This is a genomic window from Pseudomonas sp. (assembly GCF_046581935.1).
Classification (GTDB): Bacteria; Pseudomonadota; Gammaproteobacteria; order Pseudomonadales; family Pseudomonadaceae; genus Aquipseudomonas.
Window position 1 is genome coordinate 24,400 of record NZ_JAYGFK010000016.1, and the last position, 19,359, is coordinate 43,758.

Here is a 19,359-nt window from a genome sequence, read left to right on the forward strand (position 1 = left end):
GGCAGCTCAGCGCGATGAGCACCGTAGCCATATAACTGCACACAGCGCATGCGCCATGCACAAAGGCAGTGCACGGCATGCTTGGCAGACGATTTTGTGTGCGATATCGCGGCCTTATGCTTGTCACTCAGCCAGCTGTGCGGTATCAGTGCACACGCTCCCAGAACAGTTCGGAATCACTCCATGACCTTTGAAGTACCGGCGCACAGCGCCCATTCTTCCGGCAAACCTGCCGGGCGCATTCGTCAGAAAAACGAAGAAGCCATTCTCGCAGCGGCCGAGGAAGAGTTCGCCAAACACGGTTTCAAAGGCACCAGCATGAATACCATCGCGCAGACCGTTGGCCTGCCGAAGGCCAACCTGCACTACTACTTCAACAACAAGCTAGGCCTGTACCTGGCGGTGCTGAGCAACATCCTCGAACTCTGGGACAGCACCTTCAACGCCCTGACGGTCGAGGACGACCCGGCCGAAGCGCTGGCCCGCTATATCCGCGCCAAGATGGAGTTCTCGCGGCGCTACCCCAAGGCCTCGCGCATTTTCGCCATGGAGGTGATCAGCGGCGGGGAATGCCTGTCCGAATACTTCAACCAGGACTACCTGAGCTGGTTCCGTGGCCGCGCCGCCGTATTCGAGGCGTGGATCGCCGCTGGCAAGATGGACCCGGTCGACCCCGTGCACCTGATCTTTCTGCTCTGGAGCAGCACCCAGCACTACGCTGACTTCGCCTCGCAGGTCTGCCGCGTCAGCGGTAAAGCACGCCTCACCAAGCAGGATATCGAGCACGCGGGCAACAACCTCATCCACATCATTCTCAAAGGCTGCGGGCTCACGCCACCGGTCTGATAAGCGCGTAGTAGAGCCGTCATCTAAACGTAACGATGGCTTTCTAGCATGCACTCCCTAAACCGAATGGGAGCCGCCTGCATGAACGATCACCAACTGACAGATATGGAGCGTCTGCTACTCAGCCGCCGGAGCTTTATCGGCGCGGGTGCTTTGGCCGGAGCTGCGCTGTTTCTCGGCGGCGGCCTGCTGGGCCGCAGCGCGCTGGCCAACGCCATTGCCGCCAGCCCGCTGCTCGGCTTCGCCAACCTGGCGGCCAGCACGGCCGATACCATCACCCTGCCGCCTGGCTATAAGTTCGATGTGCTGATCAGCTGGGGCCAGCCCTTGCACGCCGATGCCACGCCCTACCGGGGTGATGGCAGCCATAGCGCCGCCGAACAACTTAGTCAGTTTGGCGATAACAACGACGGCATGAGCTTCTTCCCGTGGCCCGGCAACCCGGACCGCGCGCTGCTGGCGATCAACAACGAGTACGTCAACTACGCCTACTTCCTGGTGCACGGCAAACCGCCGCAATCGCTGGAAGATGTGCGCAAGGCACAAAACGCCGTGGGCGTCAGCGTGATCGAAGTACGTCGGCACAACGGTGCCTGGCAGTTTGTTCAGGACTCGCGCTACAACCGGCGCATTCACGCCAACCTGCCGATGACCTTCGGCGGCCCAGCGCGCGGCCACGAACTGCTTAAAACCGCAGCCGACCCGCACGGTATCAAGGTACTCGGCACCTTCCAGAACTGCTCCAGCGGCATGACGCCGTGGGGCACTTACCTGACCTGTGAGGAAAACTTCAGCGACTGCTTCGACAGCACCGATGCCAACCTGGCGCTGAGCGACGATCAGCAGCGCTTCAGCGTGCAACTCGCCGGTGCCAGCGACAACCGCTGGCACCTGTATGACGAGCGCTTCGATATTTCCCGCCACCCCAACGAGCTGAACCGCCACGGCTGGATCACTGAAATCGACCCATTCGACCCGGACTCCACACCGATCAAGCGCACCGCGCTGGGTCGCTTCAAACACGAGAACGCCGCCCTTGCCACCAGCCGTGATGGCCGTGTGGTGGTGTACATGGGCGATGATGAGCGCGGTGAGTTCATCTACAAGTTCGTCAGCCGTGACCGCCTAACGCCTAACGACGCGGCAGCCAACCGTCACCTGCTCGATCACGGCACGCTGTTTGTGGCCAAACTCGACGCCAGCGGCGAGCAACCACGTGGCCAGGGCCGCTGGGTGGAATTGACCCTGGGCAAAAACGGCCTGACCGCCGAACACGGCTTCACTGACCAAGGCAACGTCCTGATTCGCGCTCGCCAGGCCGGTCGTCATGTCGGCGCCACACGCATGGATCGCCCCGAGTGGATCGCCGTGAGCCCCAAGGACGGTCAGGTGTATTGCACCCTGACCAACAACAGCAAGCGCGGCAGCGAAGGCCAGCCGGTCGATGCCGCCAACCCACGCGAGAACAACCTCTACGGACAGATTCTGCGCTGGCGTGAAAGCGGCAATGATGCCGCCGCTGACGTATTCGACTGGGACCTCTTCGTGGTCGCCGGCAACCCGGCCGTGCACCCCGACACGGCTAACGCCGGCTCCGCGCAGATCAACGCCGAGAACATGTTTAACAGCCCTGACGGCCTGGGTTTCGATGCGGCTGGGCGGCTGTGGATTCTCACCGATGGCAACTTCAGCGACAGCGGCGACTTCGCCGGCATGGGCAACAACCAGATGCTCTGCGCCGACCCAGACAGCGGCGAGATACGCCGTTTTATGGTCGGTCCACGCGGTTGTGAAGTGACCGGGCTGGCTTTTGCCCCGGACCAACGCTCGATGTTCGTGGGCATTCAGCATCCGGGCGAAGGTGGCGGTTCGACCTTCCCGGACCACCGCGCGGACATGCGCCCGCGTTCCTCGGTGGTGGTCATCCGCCGCGAAGACGGTGGTGTAATCGGCGCTTAACCTACGCCACACCAATTCGAAAAACACTCGCCAGATCCTTACACTGGCGGGTGTTTTTTCGTTTTAGGCCTTGTGCATGCCCTTTACCCTGCTCGGCCCTTGCGACTACCGCGAGGAGATTCGCAAAAGCCGCTTTCTCGCCCTCGCCGCGCCCGTTGCCAGCGCAGCCGAGGCGCAAGCCTTTATCGCCGCGCACAGCGACGCCAGCGCCAGCCATAACTGCTGGGCGTGGAAGGTGGGTCAGCAGTATCGTTTTAGTGATGATGGCGAACCGGGCGGCACCGCTGGCCGCCCCATCCTAGCGGCCATCGAAGCGCAGGACTGCGACCAGGTGGCCGTGCTGGTAATCCGCTGGTATGGCGGCATCCAGCTTGGCACCGGCGGTTTGGCCCGCGCCTATGGCGGCAGCGCCAACAAATGCCTGCAAGCGGCCGAGCGTGTCGAACAGGTCGCGCAGCAACTGGTCAGCCTGCATTGCCCGTTTGCCGATCTGGCGTTGGTCAAGGCGCGCCTGAACGACTTTGCCAGCCGCATCGAGGCGGAAACCTTCGACGCCAACGGCGCGCTGCTCAGCCTGAGCGTGCCTCAGGGGCAATTCGCTGCCCTGCAACAAACCCTGGCTGACCTCAGCCGTGGACGCCTGCTGCTGCAGCCGATTAGCGCGCCAGATTAGCCGTGCAATGCAGCCTCACCCGTGACGGCGGGTGAGGCTAACTGTTTAGAACAGACCGATGGTCCAGGCCGCGCCGAACAGCACCAGCGAGAAGCCCCACATCCACCACAGCGAGTAGCGAATGTGTCGGCCCAGGTCCAGGCCGGCCAGGCCCAAGGCCAGCCAGAGTGCCGGCGAGAACGGGCTGATAAAGGTGCCGATGATGTTACCGATAGTCAGCGCATAGACCACTGAAGCGGCGGATACGCCTTGGTTGCCGACCACTTCCAAGGTCACCGGGAGCAGGCCGAAGTAGTAGGCGTCGGTGCTCAGCATCAGCTCCATCGGCAGGCCGAACAGGCCAAGGATGATGTGCAGCTGGCCCACCAGCGGCGCGGGCAATACCTGCACCAAGTCCTGGGCGATGGAGGTGAGCATGCCAGTACCGGTGAAGATGCCGAGCATCGAACCCGCCGCCAGAATGATCATGCCCATGCTCAGCGCTGCCGGTGAATGCGCGGCAATACGCTGCATCTGCGCCTTGCCACCGGAGTAGTTGAGCAACAGCGCCAGCGACAGGCCGATCATAAAGATGTAGCCGGCCGGCAGAATGCCGCTAAACAGCGAGACCAGCACCAGCAGAAACAGCCCGGCATTCAGCCAGAGCCGCGTCGGGCGCTCCAGGGCGCGCTCTTCATCACTGACTTCACCCAGGGCATTGTCGGTTTCTACCAGTACGCCTTCATCAGCGGCTTTACCGGCAGCGATGCGGCGCTGCTCACGCCAGCCAAGCAATGCTGCCAGGGCGATCAGCAAGACCACGCCAACCACCTGCACGGCGATCAGCGGCCGCCATAGTTCGGTCACCTCAATGCCGGTAACCGCCGAGGCGCGGCCAAGCGGACCAGCCCACGGCAGCATATTGAAGATGCCCGCGCCGAGTGCCAGTAACAGCAGCATCAGATAGGGGCTCATGCGTAGCTGCTTGTACAGCGGCAGAAGGGCCGGAATGGTCAGCAGAAAAGTAGTGGCACCGGCACCGTCGAGGTGGGCGAGCATGCCGATCACTGCCGTGGCGACAGTCACCGCGATCACATTGCCGCGAGTCAGTTTCACCATGCCGTTAATCAGCGGGCGGAACAGCCCGGTGTCCTGCAGCACACCGAAGAAGGTGATGGCGAAGACAAACATCGTGGCAATCGACATAACGCGGCCGATGCCATCGGTGAAGAATCCAGAAATTGCTTCGGGGCCAAAGCCGGCGGCCAGCGCCCCAAGCAGCGGCACCACAATCAGCGGCAGAACAGGCGACATGCGCCCAATGAGCAACAGCACTACCAGGCTACAAATGGTCAACAAACCAATCAGGGTCAACAAACCGCGTTCTCCTCTTTGTTCTTGTCAATCGGGTTCTTGTCAATCGGGGGCCGCATGCACAACCGCGCGGAGCCTAAAGAGCGAACCTTTCACCAGCCTTTACCCGACAAGCGCTACCGGGACCATTTGTCAGGGAATATGTCGTTAGCACGACCCGGTTTGGCGCGAGCCGGCCCACGCCACGCACCAGAAAAGAGCAAGGATCGGGACTTGCGCTAACCGCTGAGGACAGCCCGCCACGCCTGGTGAATTTTCTGACTCACTGGCCAGCTTTTTGCTTTAACCCGAGCAGTTGTCATTCCCGAGCCACTGCCCATGTCCAGTTCCCCCTCTGTTCCACGCTTGCAGCTAAGCGCCATCAGCAAGCAGTACCCCGGCTGCCTGGCCAACGACCGTATCGATTTGACGATTGCCGCCGGCGAGATTCACGCGTTGCTGGGCGAGAACGGTGCCGGCAAAAGCACTCTGATGAAGATCATCTACGGCGTTACCCAACCCAGCAGCGGTGAGATTCGCTGGCACGGTGAGCTGCTTTCAATGCGCGACCCGGCCATGGCGCGCAACCTGGGTGTGGGCATGGTGTTCCAGCATTTCTCGCTGTTTGAAACCCTCACCGTCGCAGAGAACATCGCCCTGGCCATGGGTGCCAGCGCTGGCACGCCAAAGCAGCTGGAGCCGAAGATTCGTGAGGTCTCGCAGCGTTACGGCATGGCTCTGGAGCCGGGGCGTTTGGTGCACAGCCTGTCGATTGGCGAGCGCCAGCGGGTGGAGATCGTCCGTTGCCTGATGCAGGACATCAAACTGCTGATCCTCGATGAGCCGACTTCGGTGCTGACCCCGCAGGAGGCCGACGAGCTGTTCGTCACCCTGCGCCGCCTGGCCGGCGAGGGCTGCAGCATTCTGTTTATCAGCCACAAACTCGGCGAAGTACGCGCGCTGTGCCAGAGCGCCACAGTGCTACGCGGCGGCAAAGTGTCGGGCCATTGCGTGCCTGCCGAATGCAGCGACCTAGAACTGGCGCGGCTGATGGTTGGCGATGCCGAAGGCCTGGAAAGCAGCTACCCGAAAGCCGAGGGCGGCCTGCCGCGCCTGCGCGTGGACGACCTCAGCTGGCGCAATGCCGACCCATTCGGCTGCACCCTCAGCCACATCCGCCTGGAAGTACGCAGCGGCGAAATCGTCGGGGTTGCCGGCGTTGCGGGTAACGGTCAGGACGAACTGCTGGCCCTGCTCAGCGGGGAAACCCGCCTGCCGCGCAACGAGCGTGAACGCATCAGCCTGGACACGCAGCCGATTGCCGATCTGTACCCGGACGCGCGGCGCAAGCTGGGCCTGGCCTTTGTCCCGGCGGAACGTTTGGGCCATGGCGCCGTGCCGGACATGAGCCTGAGCGACAACGCACTGCTTACCGCTTTTCAGCACGGCTTGCTGAGCAACGGTTTGATTCAGCGCGGCAAGGTGCGCGCGCTAGCTGACGAGATCATCCAACGCTTCGCGGTCAAGACCCCGGATGCCGATACGGCCGCACGTAGTCTGTCTGGCGGCAACCTGCAGAAATTTATCCTTGGCCGCGAAATTCTGCAGAACCCGAAACTGTTGATTGCCGCGCACCCCACCTGGGGTGTGGACGTCGGCGCAGCAGCGGCGATTCACCGCGCGCTGATTGCCCTGCGTGATGCCGGCGCGGCGATCCTGGTGATTTCCGAAGACCTCGACGAGCTGTTCCAGATCAGCGACCGCATCGGCGCGCTGTGCAGCGGCAAGCTCTCGCCCCTGGCCGCCACAGCAGAAACTGAAGCGGTGGAAGTCGGCCGCTGGATGGCTGGCGAATTCGCGGTGCTGCCCCCTATAACAAGCCCGCTCGCAGCGCCTGCTGCCAGCCTGAGCTGACGGAGTTTTAGATGCTGTTATCCCTCGAACCACGCGGTCAGCAATCACGTGCCATGCTCTGGTTATCGCCACTGCTCGCCGCCGTGCTGACCCTGTGCAGCGGCGCGCTGCTGTTCACCCTGCTCGGCCATGACCCGCTGGAAACCCTGCACACCCTGCTGATCGCGCCGCTGGCCGATTGGTACGGAGTATCGGAGCTGCTGGTCAAGGCGCTGCCAATTCTGCTCTGCGCCCTGGGCCTGGCCGTGGCCTACCAAGCGCGCATCTGGAATATCGGTGCCGAAGGCCAGTTGCTACTTGGCGCATTGGCCGGCAGCGCCATGGCGATTCAGATCATCGACTGGGACAGCCGCTGGGCGCTGGTCTGGGTGATGCTCACCGGCATGGCGGCGGGCGCAGCCTGGGGCGGCCTGACGGCGTGGCTACGCACGCAGTTCAATGCCAACGAAATCCTCACCAGCATCATGCTCAACTACATCGCCCTGAACCTGCTGCTGTTCTTCGTGCATGGCCCGCTGAAGGACCCGGCCGGTTTTAACTTCCCCGAGTCGGCGATGTTCGGCGATGCCAGCCGCCTGCCGCTGGTGAGTGAGGACGGCCGCCTGCACGCCGGCCTGTACTTCGCCCTGCTGGCGCTGGTGGCGGTGTGGGTGCTGCTGCAAAAAAGCTTTCTTGGCTTCCAGATTAAGGTGCTCGGCCTCGACCGCCGCGCTGCCGGCTTTGTTGGCTTTCGCGAGAAGCGCCTCGTGTGGTTCGCCCTGCTGGTCAGCGGAGGCCTAGCCGGGCTGGCGGGTGTCGGTGAAGTAGCCGGGCCGATTGGCCAATTGGTGCCACAGGTCTCACCGGGTTACGGCTATGCAGCGATTACCGTGGCCTTTCTCGGTCGCCTCAACCCGCTCGGCATCGTCTTCGCCAGCCTGTTGATGGCGCTGTTGTATCTGGGCGGTGAGAACGCGCAGATGACCATGAACCTGCCCCAGGCGATCACCCAGCTATTCCAGGGAATGATGCTGTTCTTCCTGCTCGCTTGTGACGTGCTGATCCTCTATCGGCCACGCTTGAAGTTGAAGTGGACACAGCGCGCAGCACTTAAACAGGCGACGACTTAAGACCGAGCATGTGGGAGGGGCTGGGCGGCATTCCGCTTTAGCGGCGACTGCTTTTTTATTCAAAGCATCGCGGCTACGACTGCATGGATGCAGGAGGTAGAGCGAAGCAGGATGCCAGAGCCGAAAGCCCCTCCCACAAGTCAGATAACCGACATCATTTTTACCTGCCGCGCTTAGCGCGCAGCTTGAGGTTTAAAACATGGATCTCGATCTACTAAGCAATATTTTCTACGCCATGGTGCGCACCGGTACGCCGCTGCTGCTGGTGGCCTTGGGTGAACTGGTGTGCGAGAAGAGCGGTGTGCTCAACCTCGGCCAGGAAGGCATGATGCTGTTTGGCGCGGTGATCGGCTTTATCGTCGCCCTGAGCACCGGCAACCTGTGGCTCGGCGTACTGCTGGCGATGGCGGCGGGCATGTTGTTGTCGACGCTATTCGCCGCTGTGGCACTGGGTTTTAACGCCAATCAGGTGGCCACCGGGCTGGCGTTGACCATCTTCGGCGTCGGCCTGTCGACCTTTGTTGGCGCAGCCTGGGTGGGCAAACCCCTGACCGGTTTCGAACCTATCGCCATCCCGCTGCTCAGTGATATTCCACTGATCGGGCGCATGCTGTTTGCTCAGGATGTGCTGGTATACCTGTCCTTCGCCCTGTTCGGCCTGGTGGCCTGGGTGCTGCTGAAAAGCCGCATCGGCTTGATCATCCAAGCCGTTGGCGAGAATCCCGATGCAGCGAGCGCCATGGGCCTGCCGGTACTGCGCGTGCGTACCCTGGCGGTGCTGTTCGGCGGGGCCATGGCCGGGCTGGCGGGCGGTTATCTATCGTTGGCCTATACGCCAATGTGGGCAGAAAACATGACCGCCGGACGCGGCTGGATCGCCCTCGCTCTGGTGGTATTTGCCAGCTGGCGGGTATTGCGTGTGCTGCTCGGCGCTTACCTGTTCGGCCTGGCCAGCATCATCCATCTGGTCGCCCAGGGTATCGGCCTATCGATCCCGTCCAACCTGCTGGCGATGCTGCCGTATGTGGCGACCATTCTGGTGCTGGTACTGCTCTCGCGCGACGCCATCAAAACCCGCCTGTTCGCTCCCGTATCACTGGGCAAACCCTGGCAGCCGGGGCACTAATTTTTTAACTTGCTCGCGGCTAAAGCGGAATGCCGCCCAGCCCCTCCCACGCAGCACTCCCACCACTTGTGGTAACTCGTGGGAGGGGCTTTAGCCGCGACAGCTTTTACAGCCACACAGCATCCCACAGCGGGTAATCACCAACCCGCTGCACCAGCCCCGCTCGCAAAGCGGTTGGCGACGATATAGCGCGCAACCGCCAACACATCCTCTTCGCGGCGTAGCGCATGGTCGTGAAAACCGTCCCGCCACAACCGCCCATGGCGGCCAATAAGTGGATTGATCTGCCGAGCGCTGCGACCTTTTACTCGTCGCATCAACTCGCTGAGTGAGCCGCGCTGCAGCACAAGCAGCCAGTGCAGATGGTCATACATCACTACCCAAGCCAAGGACTCAGCCAGACCATCGCCATGAGCCGCTCTTAGCTCTGCAACCAGCAGGCGACCAAGCTGGATATCCGTAAAGATCGGTTCGCGCTTCTCGACAGTGGCCGTTAGCAGGTAGATACGCTGATGCTCAGAAAAGCGAGCGATGCGCAGGTGCTTTGAGTGGGGCATTCCGTTGCCTCCTGATAGTTTTCGCTGCACAGGTTATAGCTGCTTGAAACGCACTATCGCCAGTCGCGGCTAAAGCGGAATGCCGCCCAGCCCCTCCCACAAAAGCCGTTTCCCAAGATTGCTGCGTCCCGTGGGAGGGGCTTTAGCCGCGACACCCCAAGAGCACCATCGCACCAGCAGGAAGCAAAGCAATCCTGTTACGCACCAGCACAGCACCACAGCAGAACCCCGCTTCGGCGGGGTTCTGCGTAATAACGCGGCATTACCCGCTAATTGTCCAGTTGGTCAGCTTTTTGCAATTCAATTGGCAGCTGTTTAACAACAACGTACCCACACACATCGGAGTTCCACTGACCATGTTCGAGAAGAGCAAAAAACCGCTGCTGCGCGCCCTTGTAGCCGCCCTGGGTTTCAGCGCCACCCTGGGCGCATCCGCTGCTGACCCGCTGAAGGTCGGCTTCGTCTATATCGGTCCGATTGGCGACCATGGCTGGACCTACCAGCACGAGCAAGGCCGTCAGGCGGTGATCAAGGAACTCGGTGACAAGGTTGAAACCAGCTACGTGGAAAACGTGCCTGAAGGTGCCGACGCCGAGCGGGTTATCCGCAACATGGCCAAAGGCGGTTACGACCTGATTTTCACCACCTCCTTCGGCTACATGAACCCGACGCTGAAAGTGGCCAAGCAATTCCCCAAGGTGACCTTCGAACACGCCACCGGTTACAAGCAGGACAAGAACGTTGGCACTTACCTGTCGCGCTCTTATGAAGGCCGTTACGTGGGTGGCTTCCTCGCCGCGAAAATGACCAAGACCAAGAAAATCGGCTACATCGCCTCCTTCCCGATCCCGGAAGTAATCCGCGATATCAACGCCATTCAACTCGCGCTGGACAAGTACAACCCAGGCACCGAGATCAAAGTGGTGTGGGTCAACTCCTGGTTCGATCCGGGCAAAGAATCCGACGCGGCCAACGCGCTGATCGACCAAGGCGTGGACGTGGTATTCCAGCACACCGACAGCCCGGCACCGATCCAGACCGCCGAACGTCGTGGCGTTTACTCGGTAGGCTATGCCTCGGACATGGCGCATTTCGGGCCAAAAGCCGTGCTCACCTCGATCGTCAACGACTGGGGCCCGCACTACGTCCAAGCCACCCAGGCGGTGATCGACGGCACCTGGAAGTCGCAGGATTTCTGGGGCGGTTTGGCTGAAGACACCATTCGCCTGCCAATCAGCGACCTGGTACCGGCTGACGTGAAAACCGAAGCAGAGCAGCTCATTGCCGACATCAAGAGCGGTGCTTTCCACCCGTTTACCGGGCCAATCAAGGACCAAAGCGGCGTAGAGAAGATCCCAGCCGGCGTGGTCGCGACCAATGCCGAACTGGCCTCAATGAACTACTACGTGGAAAACGTAAAGGCTGAACTGCCGAAGTAAGCCATAACCCAGATGCCGTCCCTGCCTCACCGGCAGAACCGCATCAGAAGGACGATGCCTTAACCGGTATCGTCCTTTTTCGCTGCCCTGGGTACGAGAAGACTCGCAGCACGCCCCACCCGAGGCTAACCATGAACGCTCTACCAATTATCGACATCGCCCCTCTCTACAGCAGCGACCAATCCGCCTGGCCTAAGGTGGCTGAGCAAATTGACCGTGCCTGCCGTGAGTGGGGCTTCTTCTATATCACCGGGCATCCCATCAGCCCGGCGCGGATCAACGAGCTGCTGACTGCCGCCAAGACCTTCTTCGCCCTGCCAGCGGCTGAGAAGCTCAAGATCGACATTACCCAGACCGCTCACCATCGCGGCTACGGGGCCATCGCCACCGAGCAGCTGGACCCGAACACACCGAGCGATCTGAAGGAAACCTTTGATATGGGTTTCCATATGCCTGCCGAGCACCCGGAGGTGCTCGCCGGTAAGCCACTACGCGGCTCCAATCGGCATCCACAGCTACCCGGCTGGGCTGCACTGATGGAACAGCACTACCGCGATATGCAGGAACTGGCGCAGACCCTGCTGCGGGCCATGACCCTGGCGCTGGATATCGAGCGCGACTTTTTCGACAGCCGCTTTCGCGAGCCGATCAGCGTGCTGCGCATGATCCACTACCCGCCGCGCCACACCGCCAGCAGTGCCGAACAGCAAGGTGCCGGCGCGCATACCGATTACGGCTGCATCACCCTGCTCTACCAGGACGACGCCGGTGGCTTGCAAGTACGTAACCGCGAGGGTGAGTGGATTGATGCACCGCCGATTGCCGGCAGCTTTGTGGTGAACATCGGCGACATGCTCGCGCGCTGGAGCAACGACCGTTACACCTCCACCCCGCACCGGGTAGTCAGCCCGCTGGGCGTGGACCGCTACTCCATGCCGTTTTTCGCCGAGCCGCACCCGGACACCGAAATCAGCTGCCTGCCAAACTGTTCAGACGCCGCCAACCCGCCCAAGTACCCGCCCGTCACCAGCGCCGAGTACCTGCTGTCGCGCTTTGCCGACACTTATGCGTATCGGCGCGAAGAGCAGCAGGGTTTATAGCTGAGGCTTCCCGTGGGAGGGGCTTTAGCCGCGAGCTTTGGCGTTTCTGATGGTTCCCACGCTCCAGCGTGGGAACCCCAGCCTGGGACGCTCCGCGTCCCACAGACGCAGAGCATCTGCAGCTGCATTACCACGCGAAGCGTGGGAACGCTCAAACCAACCTTGCGAGTCACCGTTCGATTCGGCGAAATCCTGTCCTTACAGTTAAACTTGCCAACGATTACGCCTGATAACGAGAACTGACCATGTACGACTGGCTCAACGCCCTGCCCAAGGCCGAACTGCACCTGCACATTGAGGGCTCGCTGGAGCCCGAGTTGCTGTTCGCCTTGGCCGAACGCAACAAGATCGCCCTGCCTTGGAATGATGTCGAAGCGCTGCGCAGTGCGTATGCCTTCAACAACCTGCAGGAGTTTCTCGATCTGTACTACGCCGGTGCCGACGTGCTGCGCACCGAGCAGGACTTCTACGACCTGACCTGGGCCTACCTGCAAAAGTGCAAGGCGCAGAACGTTATCCACACCGAGCCGTTCTTCGACCCGCAGACCCACACCGACCGTGGCATTCCCTTTGAAGTGGTGCTGCGCGGTATCAAGCAGGCGCTGGTCGATGGCGAGAAACAACTGGGCATCAGCCACGGTTTGATCTTGAGCTTTCTGCGTCACCTGTCCGAGGAAGAAGCGTTTAAAACCCTTGAGCAAGCCATGCCGTTCCGCGATGCCTTTATCGCCGTCGGTCTGGACAGTTCAGAGATGGGCCATCCGCCGAGCAAGTTCCAGCGAGTATTCGATAAGGCGCGCAGCGAGGGTTATCTGACCGTGGCCCACGCCGGTGAAGAAGGCCCGCCGGAGTACATCTGGGAAGCCCTGGACCTGCTGAAGATCGAGCGCATCGACCACGGTGTACGCGCCATCGAGGACGAGCGGCTGATGCAACGCATCATCGACGAGCAGATCCCGCTGACCGTCTGCCCGCTATCCAACACCAAGCTCTGCGTGTTCGACGACATGCGCCAGCACAACATCCTGCAAATGCTCGAACGCGGGGTGAAGGTCACGGTGAACTCGGACGACCCGGCCTATTTCGGCGGCTACGTCACCGAGAACTTCGCCGCGCTGCATAACAGCCTCGGCATGACTCAGGAACAGGCCAAGCGCCTGGCGCAAAACAGCCTGGATGCGCGCCTGGCCTAAAGCCAAGGCGACCCAGCAAGCTGGCATGATTTCCCGCTGCGGCGTAGCGCGGCGGGAGATATTGCACGATGATAGCAATGCGCAATCAGGCTGCGCTTCTCGCCAACATTGCATTGCTGAGGTTGCATTATGAAGAGGCCATGGCGCTGCGCTTATCTTTTGGAATCACTCGCATTACTGCTCGGCCTCTCGCTGCCGGCACTTGCAGAAGAAAAGCTGCGCATCGTTACCGAAGAGCTGCCGCCGTTCAATATGACGATCGACGGCCATCTCACCGGGCTTTGCACAGAGATAGTCGAAGCCATACTGGACGAAATTGGCGAAACAGCGACGATCCAGTCGATGCCCTGGGCGAGGGCCTACGATATCGCCACAAACACCGAGAACGTGCTGATCTATTGCATGGCACGCACCGCTTCGCGCGAGCTTAAGTTCAAATGGGTCGACACTATCGCCCAGACCGACTGGTACCTATTTTCACTCAATCCAAACTTACGCCTGAATAGCCTGGATGAAGCGCGCCGTCTGCAGATTGCCACGGTCAAGGACGATGCCGGCGAACAGTACCTGATCGGCCAAGGCTTCGCTGTTGGGCAAAACCTGCAGTCGAGCAACAAGTACGAGCACAATTACGAAAAACTGCTCTTGGGTCGTGTTGATCTGTGGATTGCCAATGAACCAAACGCCGTGTACTTGGTGCGCAGTGCTGGTCAGGACCCAGCGCAGACACTGCATCGCGCCTTGGCACTGGCTAATTTGGGTGGCGCTCGGGGGCTAAGTATGGCCTTCAGCCTGAAGACCCCCGATGCGACGGTCGAGCGATTCCGCACAGGCCTGCAAAAAATTCGCGCCAGTGGCCGTTACGACACCATCACCCGCAAGTGGCAATAGGACTTCGCCAATGCCTGAACAGCCGTTGAGCAGTATAGAAGGACAAGCAGTGCCGCCCCTCATCGATCACTCGTTGGGGCGTCGCCTCGTGCTGACGACCTTGGCGTTTTGCGTGTTATTTATCCTGCTCAGTACCACCGTACGCACCCTCTCTGCCTGGCAGTACAACCGGGATGCCATGAGCAACGACCTGCAGCTGATCGATCAGGTATTTCGCGGCACACTCTCCAAGGCAATCTGGGAAATGGACCAGGACTCGCTGCAAGCCCAGTTGGACAGCGTCGCTCAGGTTGCCACTGTCAGTAATGTTGAACTGCACATACTCAAGCCGGGGCGTGCCCCCGAGGTGCTCCAGCGCACAACACCTGACACCTCAACCACCTCAAGCCAAGCTCCGACACTGCAGCGCGTATTGACCTATACGCCCTTCCCCGGGGGAGAGGAAAAAGTTGGCGAGCTACGCCTGGTCGGCAACTCAGCCCTGCTCTGGCGGCAGTTAATCAGTGATGTCGCCAGTATTGTCGTTACTCAGGTGCTGCAATCCCTGCTACTGGCCGGAGTAATCATGTGGGCGTTCAATCGTTCGGTAACGGTTCACGTCCGACACATCGCCAACCACCTGAGCCAGCTCTCACCTGCCAGTCTGCATCGCGCGCTGCGACTGCAACGCCGCGGGCAGCATAAGGACGAGCTAAGCCTGCTGGAGAGCGGCGTGAACAACCTGCAGAACAAACTCTCCAGCTACATCGAACGCCAACACAAGGCAGAACAAGACTTGGCCGCCCACCGCGACCGCCTGGCAGAACTGGTGGAAGAACGCACCGTTGAGCTACGCGCCGCCAACGACCTGCTGCGGGAACTGAACCGTCGCGACCCATTGACCAGCATTGCCAACCGCCGCCACTTTGACGAGGTCAAGGAAATCGAGCTACGCCGCGCCCGGCGTCGGGGCCAGCCACTTTCGGTATTAATGTGCGACGTCGACCATTTCAAGTTGTACAACGACAACTATGGCCACAATGCGGGCGACCTGTGTCTGCAACAGTTTGCCCAGTTGCTGACACAGGTGTTCTGCCGAGCCGGCGAACTGGTTGCCCGGCTCGGCGGCGAAGAGTTTGCCGTACTGCTGCCAGGACTCGATGCCGAGCAAGCAGAGAATGCCGCACAGCGCTTGCACCGCCTGCTTGAACAGCAGCCGATTGCCCACGCCTACTCGCCTGTAGCGCCGCATATAACACTGAGTATCGGCGTCGCCCAACTGGGCAATGCCCCAGACAATTTCGAGACCCTGCTACAACGTGCAGACGAAGCGTTATATCGCGCTAAGCATCAGGGACGAAACCGTACATCCACATCCGACTAAAGAGGCTCATCATGAAGACCATACCCCATGGTGCCTGGCTTGCAGCCCTGCTTATGCTGTTGTGCAGCGCTGTCCGTGCCGAGACGATCCAGGCGGTTACCGAAGACAGCCTGCATGCCTTTATGGATGGCGATAAGGTTTCTGGCCCGGCCACTGCAGTGGTTGAACGCACGCTCAATGCCGCCGGCCTGGAATACCAGTTGGCGCTATACCCCTGGGCACGCGCCTACGACATGGCCCTGCAGCAACCCAACGTGCTCATTTATCTGATCTTGCGCACGCCAGAGCGCGAGCAGCTGTTCAAATGGGTGGGCGAAGTGAAGCCCTATAAGGCTTACCTCTACAAACTCAGGCAGCGCCAGGACATCCAGGTGAACAGCCTGGAAGACGCCAAGCGTTACTCAATCGGCGTGGTACGCGACGACGTGCGCCACGCTTACTTGAAGTCCCAAGGCTTCACCAAGCTATTTGTAGCGCCGCAGAATCACAACAACATGCGGCAACTGCTTAATGGGCAGATCGACTTGCTGCCATTGTTAGAGGGAGACGCTAAACGCCTAAGCAAGGAAGCAGGCGCTGATTTCACCAGCCTAGAGCAAGTTATGCCCCTGGACGGTCTTATCACCGGCCTCTATCTGGCCTACAGCAACGCCACTGAGGACGCGATTGTTGAGCGGACTCGCCGCGCCTTCGAGCAATTGCGTAGCAGCGGCGAGATAGTGCGATTAATGGAAAATAGCCAGTGACGCGCGGCTCAATCGCGCCGCACACGCCGCTTGCCGGTAACCATCGACAACGGCAGGTTTTCCTTCAGTCGATAGCTTTCAAACAGCGCCGCTGCGATGTGCAGGCCGACTAGGGCCATCAGCGTATTGGCACAGAAATCATGAATTTCCAGCGGTAAATCGGCACCCCAGAAGTAATCGACTTCCTCCATCAGAAAGCCGGTCACGCCCAGACCGAGCATCAGCAGCATCATGCCGATCATCACCAAACCGCCAAGTGGCGAATGCCCCATGCGGTGGTAGTCACGCCCGCTGACGAGCGCTTTAAGATGTTCGCTCAAACGCGCCCGAGTCGGCCAAAAGTCGGCCCAGCGCGCTGCCGGTGATCCAACAAAACCCCACACCAGCCGAATCGCCAGCCAGGCTACGGCGTAATAACCAAACCAGCGGTGCCAGTTTTCGCCCTCTTCAGTGAAGAAGTAATTAGCCAGAAAAGCGCCCGCCAAGGACCAGTGAAACAGCCTAACCACTGGGTCCCACAGGCGTAGGGTCGGTGTGTTCATCAGCCTTCAACGCCACCTTTGATGACCTTACCGGTGACCGGGTCAAAGTAAATTTCAACCTTCTGGCCATCCTTGTTGTGGCCGTAGATTTCATAGCAGTTACCGCTGGTCACTTTGAACTTCTTGATTTCGTAACCCTGAGCCTTGAGGTCAGCCTGGAACTTGTCCTGATCCTGCCACTGCGCTTTATCAGCGGTGGTGCATTCGGTCGCGGCGAAGGTCAGCGGGCTGGCCAGAGCCAGAGACAGCAGAAGCAATTTACGCATGATGTAGTCCTCGTGATGCAGGGGAAGTTGTGTGTCTGCGGGGACTACTGTCGCGCCTGAACCTTAAGGCTGTATTAGCGCGTGCAGATTCATCGCGCAGAGGCGGTTCGGGGAAGATCGTGCAAGCCAGCGAACCGTGCAGATGTGGAATGCCGCCCAACCCCTCCCACGACTGGACACCTTAGAAGTCGAAATCGACCTTGGCCCAGAGGGTCCGCCCCGGTTCGTCGATACGGGTGTCGGCGGGGAAGCCGAAACCGGCGTCGCCGGCCAGGTTGAGGTGCTCGGCGTAGTTTTTGTCGAGCAGGTTGTCGACCCCGGCACTCAGCTTGACCTGCTTGGTTACCCGGTAAGCGCCGTTGAGCGAGAACACGCCGAAACCAGCACTCTCGCCTAGGTCCTGCCCGACCACGTTGCCACGCCCGTCCGCCACGCGACCCTGGCCATCGACCACCCGCCACAACGCGCCGACACTCCAGTCATCACGCTGGTAGGTCAGCCCCAGGCGGGCTTCCAGTGGCGGCATTTGCGGCAGCGCTTCGCCATCGGAGCTGTTCTTGCCCCAGGCGTAAGCCAGGGTGGCATCGGTCTTCCAGTTGGCAGTCAAGTCATACGCCACACCCAGCTCGCCGCCCATGATGCGCGCGTCGATATTGTCGGCCTGAGTGCTCATGCCGCGGTAATCAAACAAGATGTAATCGCGCACCTGACCGACATAGGCCGAGGCCCAGGCCTGCAGCGCTTTATCGCGATACTGAATACCAACGTCCAACTGCGTGGTTTTCTCCGGTTTGATGCCATCGAAGGCGTTGTCCGCACCGGCCGGCCCATTAAGCTCAGCAGAAAACAGCTCCCAGTAATCAGGGAAACGCTGCACATGGCCGATACCTGCATACACCGTGGTCGGCGAGCCAGTCAGATCATGCTCGTAGCGTACAAAGCCGCTGGGCAAGGTATCGGCACGGGTTTCGCCGGCTGTTGGGTTAGCCGTCGGCATGCCCATCATGCTGCTGAAGCTCTGCCGATAATCCTTGGCCGAGGCGCGGTCCAGACGTGCACCGGACACCAGGCGATTACGTTCGGCCAGTTGCCAAGTGGACTCAGCAAACACGCCGTAGTTGTGCATCAGAGCGTCCTTGTCCCAAGGAAAACGGTCAGCGTCGGTGTAGTCGCCCATCATGCTCAAGGTGGAACTGCGCTGGCGGTGCTCGCTGCGCTGGGCGTCGACGCCGGTAATCAGCTCGACGTCCTGCCACTTCCAGGTGGCGGCCAGGCGCGCACCAAGGGTGCGGCGGTCGACCTGGGCCGCCATTGGGCCACTCATCATGCTGGTGAGGTCCGGCATGCGCAGGCGAAAGTTATCCATGATGTGATCGGCGTAGTTGTAGTAGAGCTTGGCCTCGACTTTATCCAGCACGCCACCGAGATTGCTGCGCTCAATGCGCAAACCGAGGCTTTCCCGCTTGAACTGGGTGCCGTCCATGCCACGACCGCCATAGCGCGCCTCGCCATCGCCACGGCCGGCAGTCAGCTCGATCAGCGTGTCGGCATCCGGGGTCCAGCCCAGCGCCACATCGCCGTTCCATTTGTCCCAGCGCGAGGGGATGGTGTCGCCATTACCGTTGTCGTAATCATCCGAATGCGAGCGGTTGCCGGTGAAGCGCAAGTAGCCCAGCTCGCCGCCGACAGCGCCATCGAGCGTCTGGTCGAAACGGCCGTTGGAGCCGGCCAGCACACTGGCATGCAGGCGGGTGCCCAGCTCACCAAAACGCTCCGGCTCACGGTCAAAGCGCACCACTCCAGCCGAGGCACCAGGCCCCCAGATCACCGTTTGCGGGCCTTTGCTGACGGTCAGCAGGTCATAGGTTTCCGGCGAGATATACGAGCTGGGCGAGTCCATTCGTCCCGGACAGGCACCGAGCATCTGCCCGCCATCGGTGAGCAACAACAGGCGCGAGCCAAACATCCCACGCAGCACCGGGTCGCTGTTGCTGCCACCACTGCGAATCGCCGAGAAACCGGGAATGGTCTTCAGGTAATCAGCGGCATCACTGGCCGGCACTGGCTGACGCGCTTGCTTAGGGTCTGCCACCACAGTCAGTGGTGAGCGCTGCTGTACGGCGGTAATCACCAACGGCGGCAACTGCAGCTCGGCAGTTTGTTCAGGCGTTTGTCCTGCATGCCCCTGAGCAGCCCAGAGCAGGCCGACACACAGCGGAGCCAAACGAAAAGGTGCAGCACTTATCAATAGCGAACGAGTAGACATGGGGATTCCAAAATCGAGACAAAACTAGAGAGTGGCC

Annotated in this window: 16 protein-coding genes and 1 pseudogene; 12 read left to right on the forward strand and 5 right to left on the reverse strand. The window is 60.7% G+C overall.

Annotated features, from left to right (window positions below; all coding sequences use genetic code 11):
- Nucleotides 1-183 precede the first annotated feature (183 nt).
- The 3 genes from VCA57_RS14100 (at nucleotide 184) to VCA57_RS14110 (ending at nucleotide 3,478) form a co-directional block, all read left to right on the forward strand.
- Nucleotides 184-846, forward strand: coding sequence for a TetR family transcriptional regulator C-terminal domain-containing protein (locus VCA57_RS14100; protein WP_411185676.1), 663 nt, complete (start codon nucleotides 184-186; stop codon nucleotides 844-846).
- An 81-nt stretch (nucleotides 847-927) separates the two neighbouring features.
- Nucleotides 928-2,805: a PhoX family protein gene (locus VCA57_RS14105; protein WP_411185677.1), complete on the forward strand. Its 1,878-nt coding sequence runs from the start codon at nucleotides 928-930 to the stop codon at nucleotides 2,803-2,805.
- Between the two features lie 76 nt (nucleotides 2,806-2,881).
- Complete coding sequence (locus VCA57_RS14110) at nucleotides 2,882-3,478, forward strand: IMPACT family protein (protein WP_411185678.1); 597 nt, start codon at nucleotides 2,882-2,884, stop codon at nucleotides 3,476-3,478.
- A gap of 45 nt (nucleotides 3,479-3,523) precedes the next feature.
- On the opposite strand, the gene VCA57_RS14115 is transcribed toward VCA57_RS14110, so the two are convergent.
- Nucleotides 3,524-4,834 (reverse strand): CitMHS family transporter, encoded by a 1,311-nt coding sequence (locus VCA57_RS14115; protein ID WP_411185679.1) that lies wholly within the window; start codon nucleotides 4,832-4,834, stop codon nucleotides 3,524-3,526.
- A gap of 315 nt (nucleotides 4,835-5,149) precedes the next feature.
- Here VCA57_RS14115 and VCA57_RS14120 point away from each other — a divergent pair, with 315 nt between their 5' ends.
- The 3 genes from VCA57_RS14120 (at nucleotide 5,150) to VCA57_RS14130 (ending at nucleotide 8,959) form a co-directional block, all read left to right on the forward strand.
- A complete protein-coding gene (locus VCA57_RS14120) occupies nucleotides 5,150-6,724 on the forward strand; it encodes an ABC transporter ATP-binding protein (RefSeq protein ID WP_411185680.1) in 1,575 nt (524 codons plus the stop codon).
- A gap of 11 nt (nucleotides 6,725-6,735) precedes the next feature.
- Nucleotides 6,736-7,833 carry an ABC transporter permease gene (locus VCA57_RS14125; protein ID WP_411185681.1) on the forward strand — a complete coding sequence of 366 codons (1,098 nt, stop codon included), beginning with the start codon at nucleotides 6,736-6,738 and terminating at the stop codon, nucleotides 7,831-7,833.
- Nucleotides 7,834-8,032: 199 nt separating this feature from the next.
- A complete protein-coding gene (locus VCA57_RS14130; protein WP_411185682.1) occupies nucleotides 8,033-8,959 on the forward strand; it encodes an ABC transporter permease in 927 nt (308 codons plus the stop codon).
- Between the two features lie 106 nt (nucleotides 8,960-9,065).
- On the opposite strand, the pseudogene VCA57_RS14135 reads toward VCA57_RS14130, so the two are convergent.
- Nucleotides 9,066-9,516, reverse strand: a pseudogene (locus VCA57_RS14135) (REP-associated tyrosine transposase).
- 356 nt (nucleotides 9,517-9,872) lie between these two features.
- Here VCA57_RS14135 and VCA57_RS14140 point away from each other — a divergent pair.
- The 6 genes from VCA57_RS14140 to VCA57_RS14165 all read left to right on the forward strand — a co-directional run bounded on the left by VCA57_RS14140 (nucleotide 9,873) and on the right by VCA57_RS14165 (nucleotide 16,248).
- Entirely contained in the window at nucleotides 9,873-10,955 is a 1,083-nt protein-coding gene (locus VCA57_RS14140; protein ID WP_411185683.1) for a BMP family ABC transporter substrate-binding protein, read from the forward strand.
- 131 nt (nucleotides 10,956-11,086) lie between these two features.
- Complete coding sequence (locus VCA57_RS14145) at nucleotides 11,087-12,055, forward strand: 2-oxoglutarate and iron-dependent oxygenase domain-containing protein (protein WP_411185684.1); 969 nt, start codon at nucleotides 11,087-11,089, stop codon at nucleotides 12,053-12,055.
- Between the two features lie 245 nt (nucleotides 12,056-12,300).
- A complete protein-coding gene (locus tag VCA57_RS14150; RefSeq protein ID WP_411185686.1) occupies nucleotides 12,301-13,248 on the forward strand; it encodes an adenosine deaminase in 948 nt (315 codons plus the stop codon).
- A gap of 129 nt (nucleotides 13,249-13,377) precedes the next feature.
- Nucleotides 13,378-14,139, forward strand: a complete 762-nt coding sequence (locus VCA57_RS14155) for a substrate-binding periplasmic protein (RefSeq protein WP_411185687.1) — start codon at nucleotides 13,378-13,380, stop codon at nucleotides 14,137-14,139.
- A gap of 49 nt (nucleotides 14,140-14,188) precedes the next feature.
- Nucleotides 14,189-15,502 (forward strand): diguanylate cyclase domain-containing protein, encoded by a 1,314-nt coding sequence (locus VCA57_RS14160; RefSeq protein ID WP_411185688.1) that lies wholly within the window; start codon nucleotides 14,189-14,191, stop codon nucleotides 15,500-15,502.
- 11 nt (nucleotides 15,503-15,513) lie between these two features.
- The gene (locus VCA57_RS14165) at nucleotides 15,514-16,248 is read left to right on the forward strand and encodes a substrate-binding periplasmic protein (protein ID WP_411185689.1); all 735 of its coding nucleotides are present in this window, start codon (nucleotides 15,514-15,516) and stop codon (nucleotides 16,246-16,248) included.
- Between the two features lie 8 nt (nucleotides 16,249-16,256).
- Here the strand turns inward: VCA57_RS14165 and VCA57_RS14170 are convergent, their stop codons facing one another.
- The 3 genes from VCA57_RS14170 to VCA57_RS14180 form a co-directional block, all read right to left on the reverse strand.
- Nucleotides 16,257-16,790: a cytochrome b/b6 domain-containing protein gene (locus VCA57_RS14170; RefSeq protein WP_411185690.1), complete on the reverse strand. Its 534-nt coding sequence runs from the start codon at nucleotides 16,788-16,790 to the stop codon at nucleotides 16,257-16,259.
- The gene (locus VCA57_RS14175) at nucleotides 16,790-17,056 is read right to left on the reverse strand and encodes a PepSY domain-containing protein (RefSeq protein WP_411185691.1); all 267 of its coding nucleotides are present in this window, start codon (nucleotides 17,054-17,056) and stop codon (nucleotides 16,790-16,792) included. The genes VCA57_RS14170 and VCA57_RS14175 overlap by 1 nt, the downstream gene beginning before the upstream one ends.
- 181 nt (nucleotides 17,057-17,237) lie before the next feature.
- Nucleotides 17,238-19,322: a TonB-dependent copper receptor gene (locus VCA57_RS14180; RefSeq protein ID WP_411185692.1), complete on the reverse strand. Its 2,085-nt coding sequence runs from the start codon at nucleotides 19,320-19,322 to the stop codon at nucleotides 17,238-17,240.
- Nucleotides 19,323-19,359 lie beyond the last annotated feature (37 nt).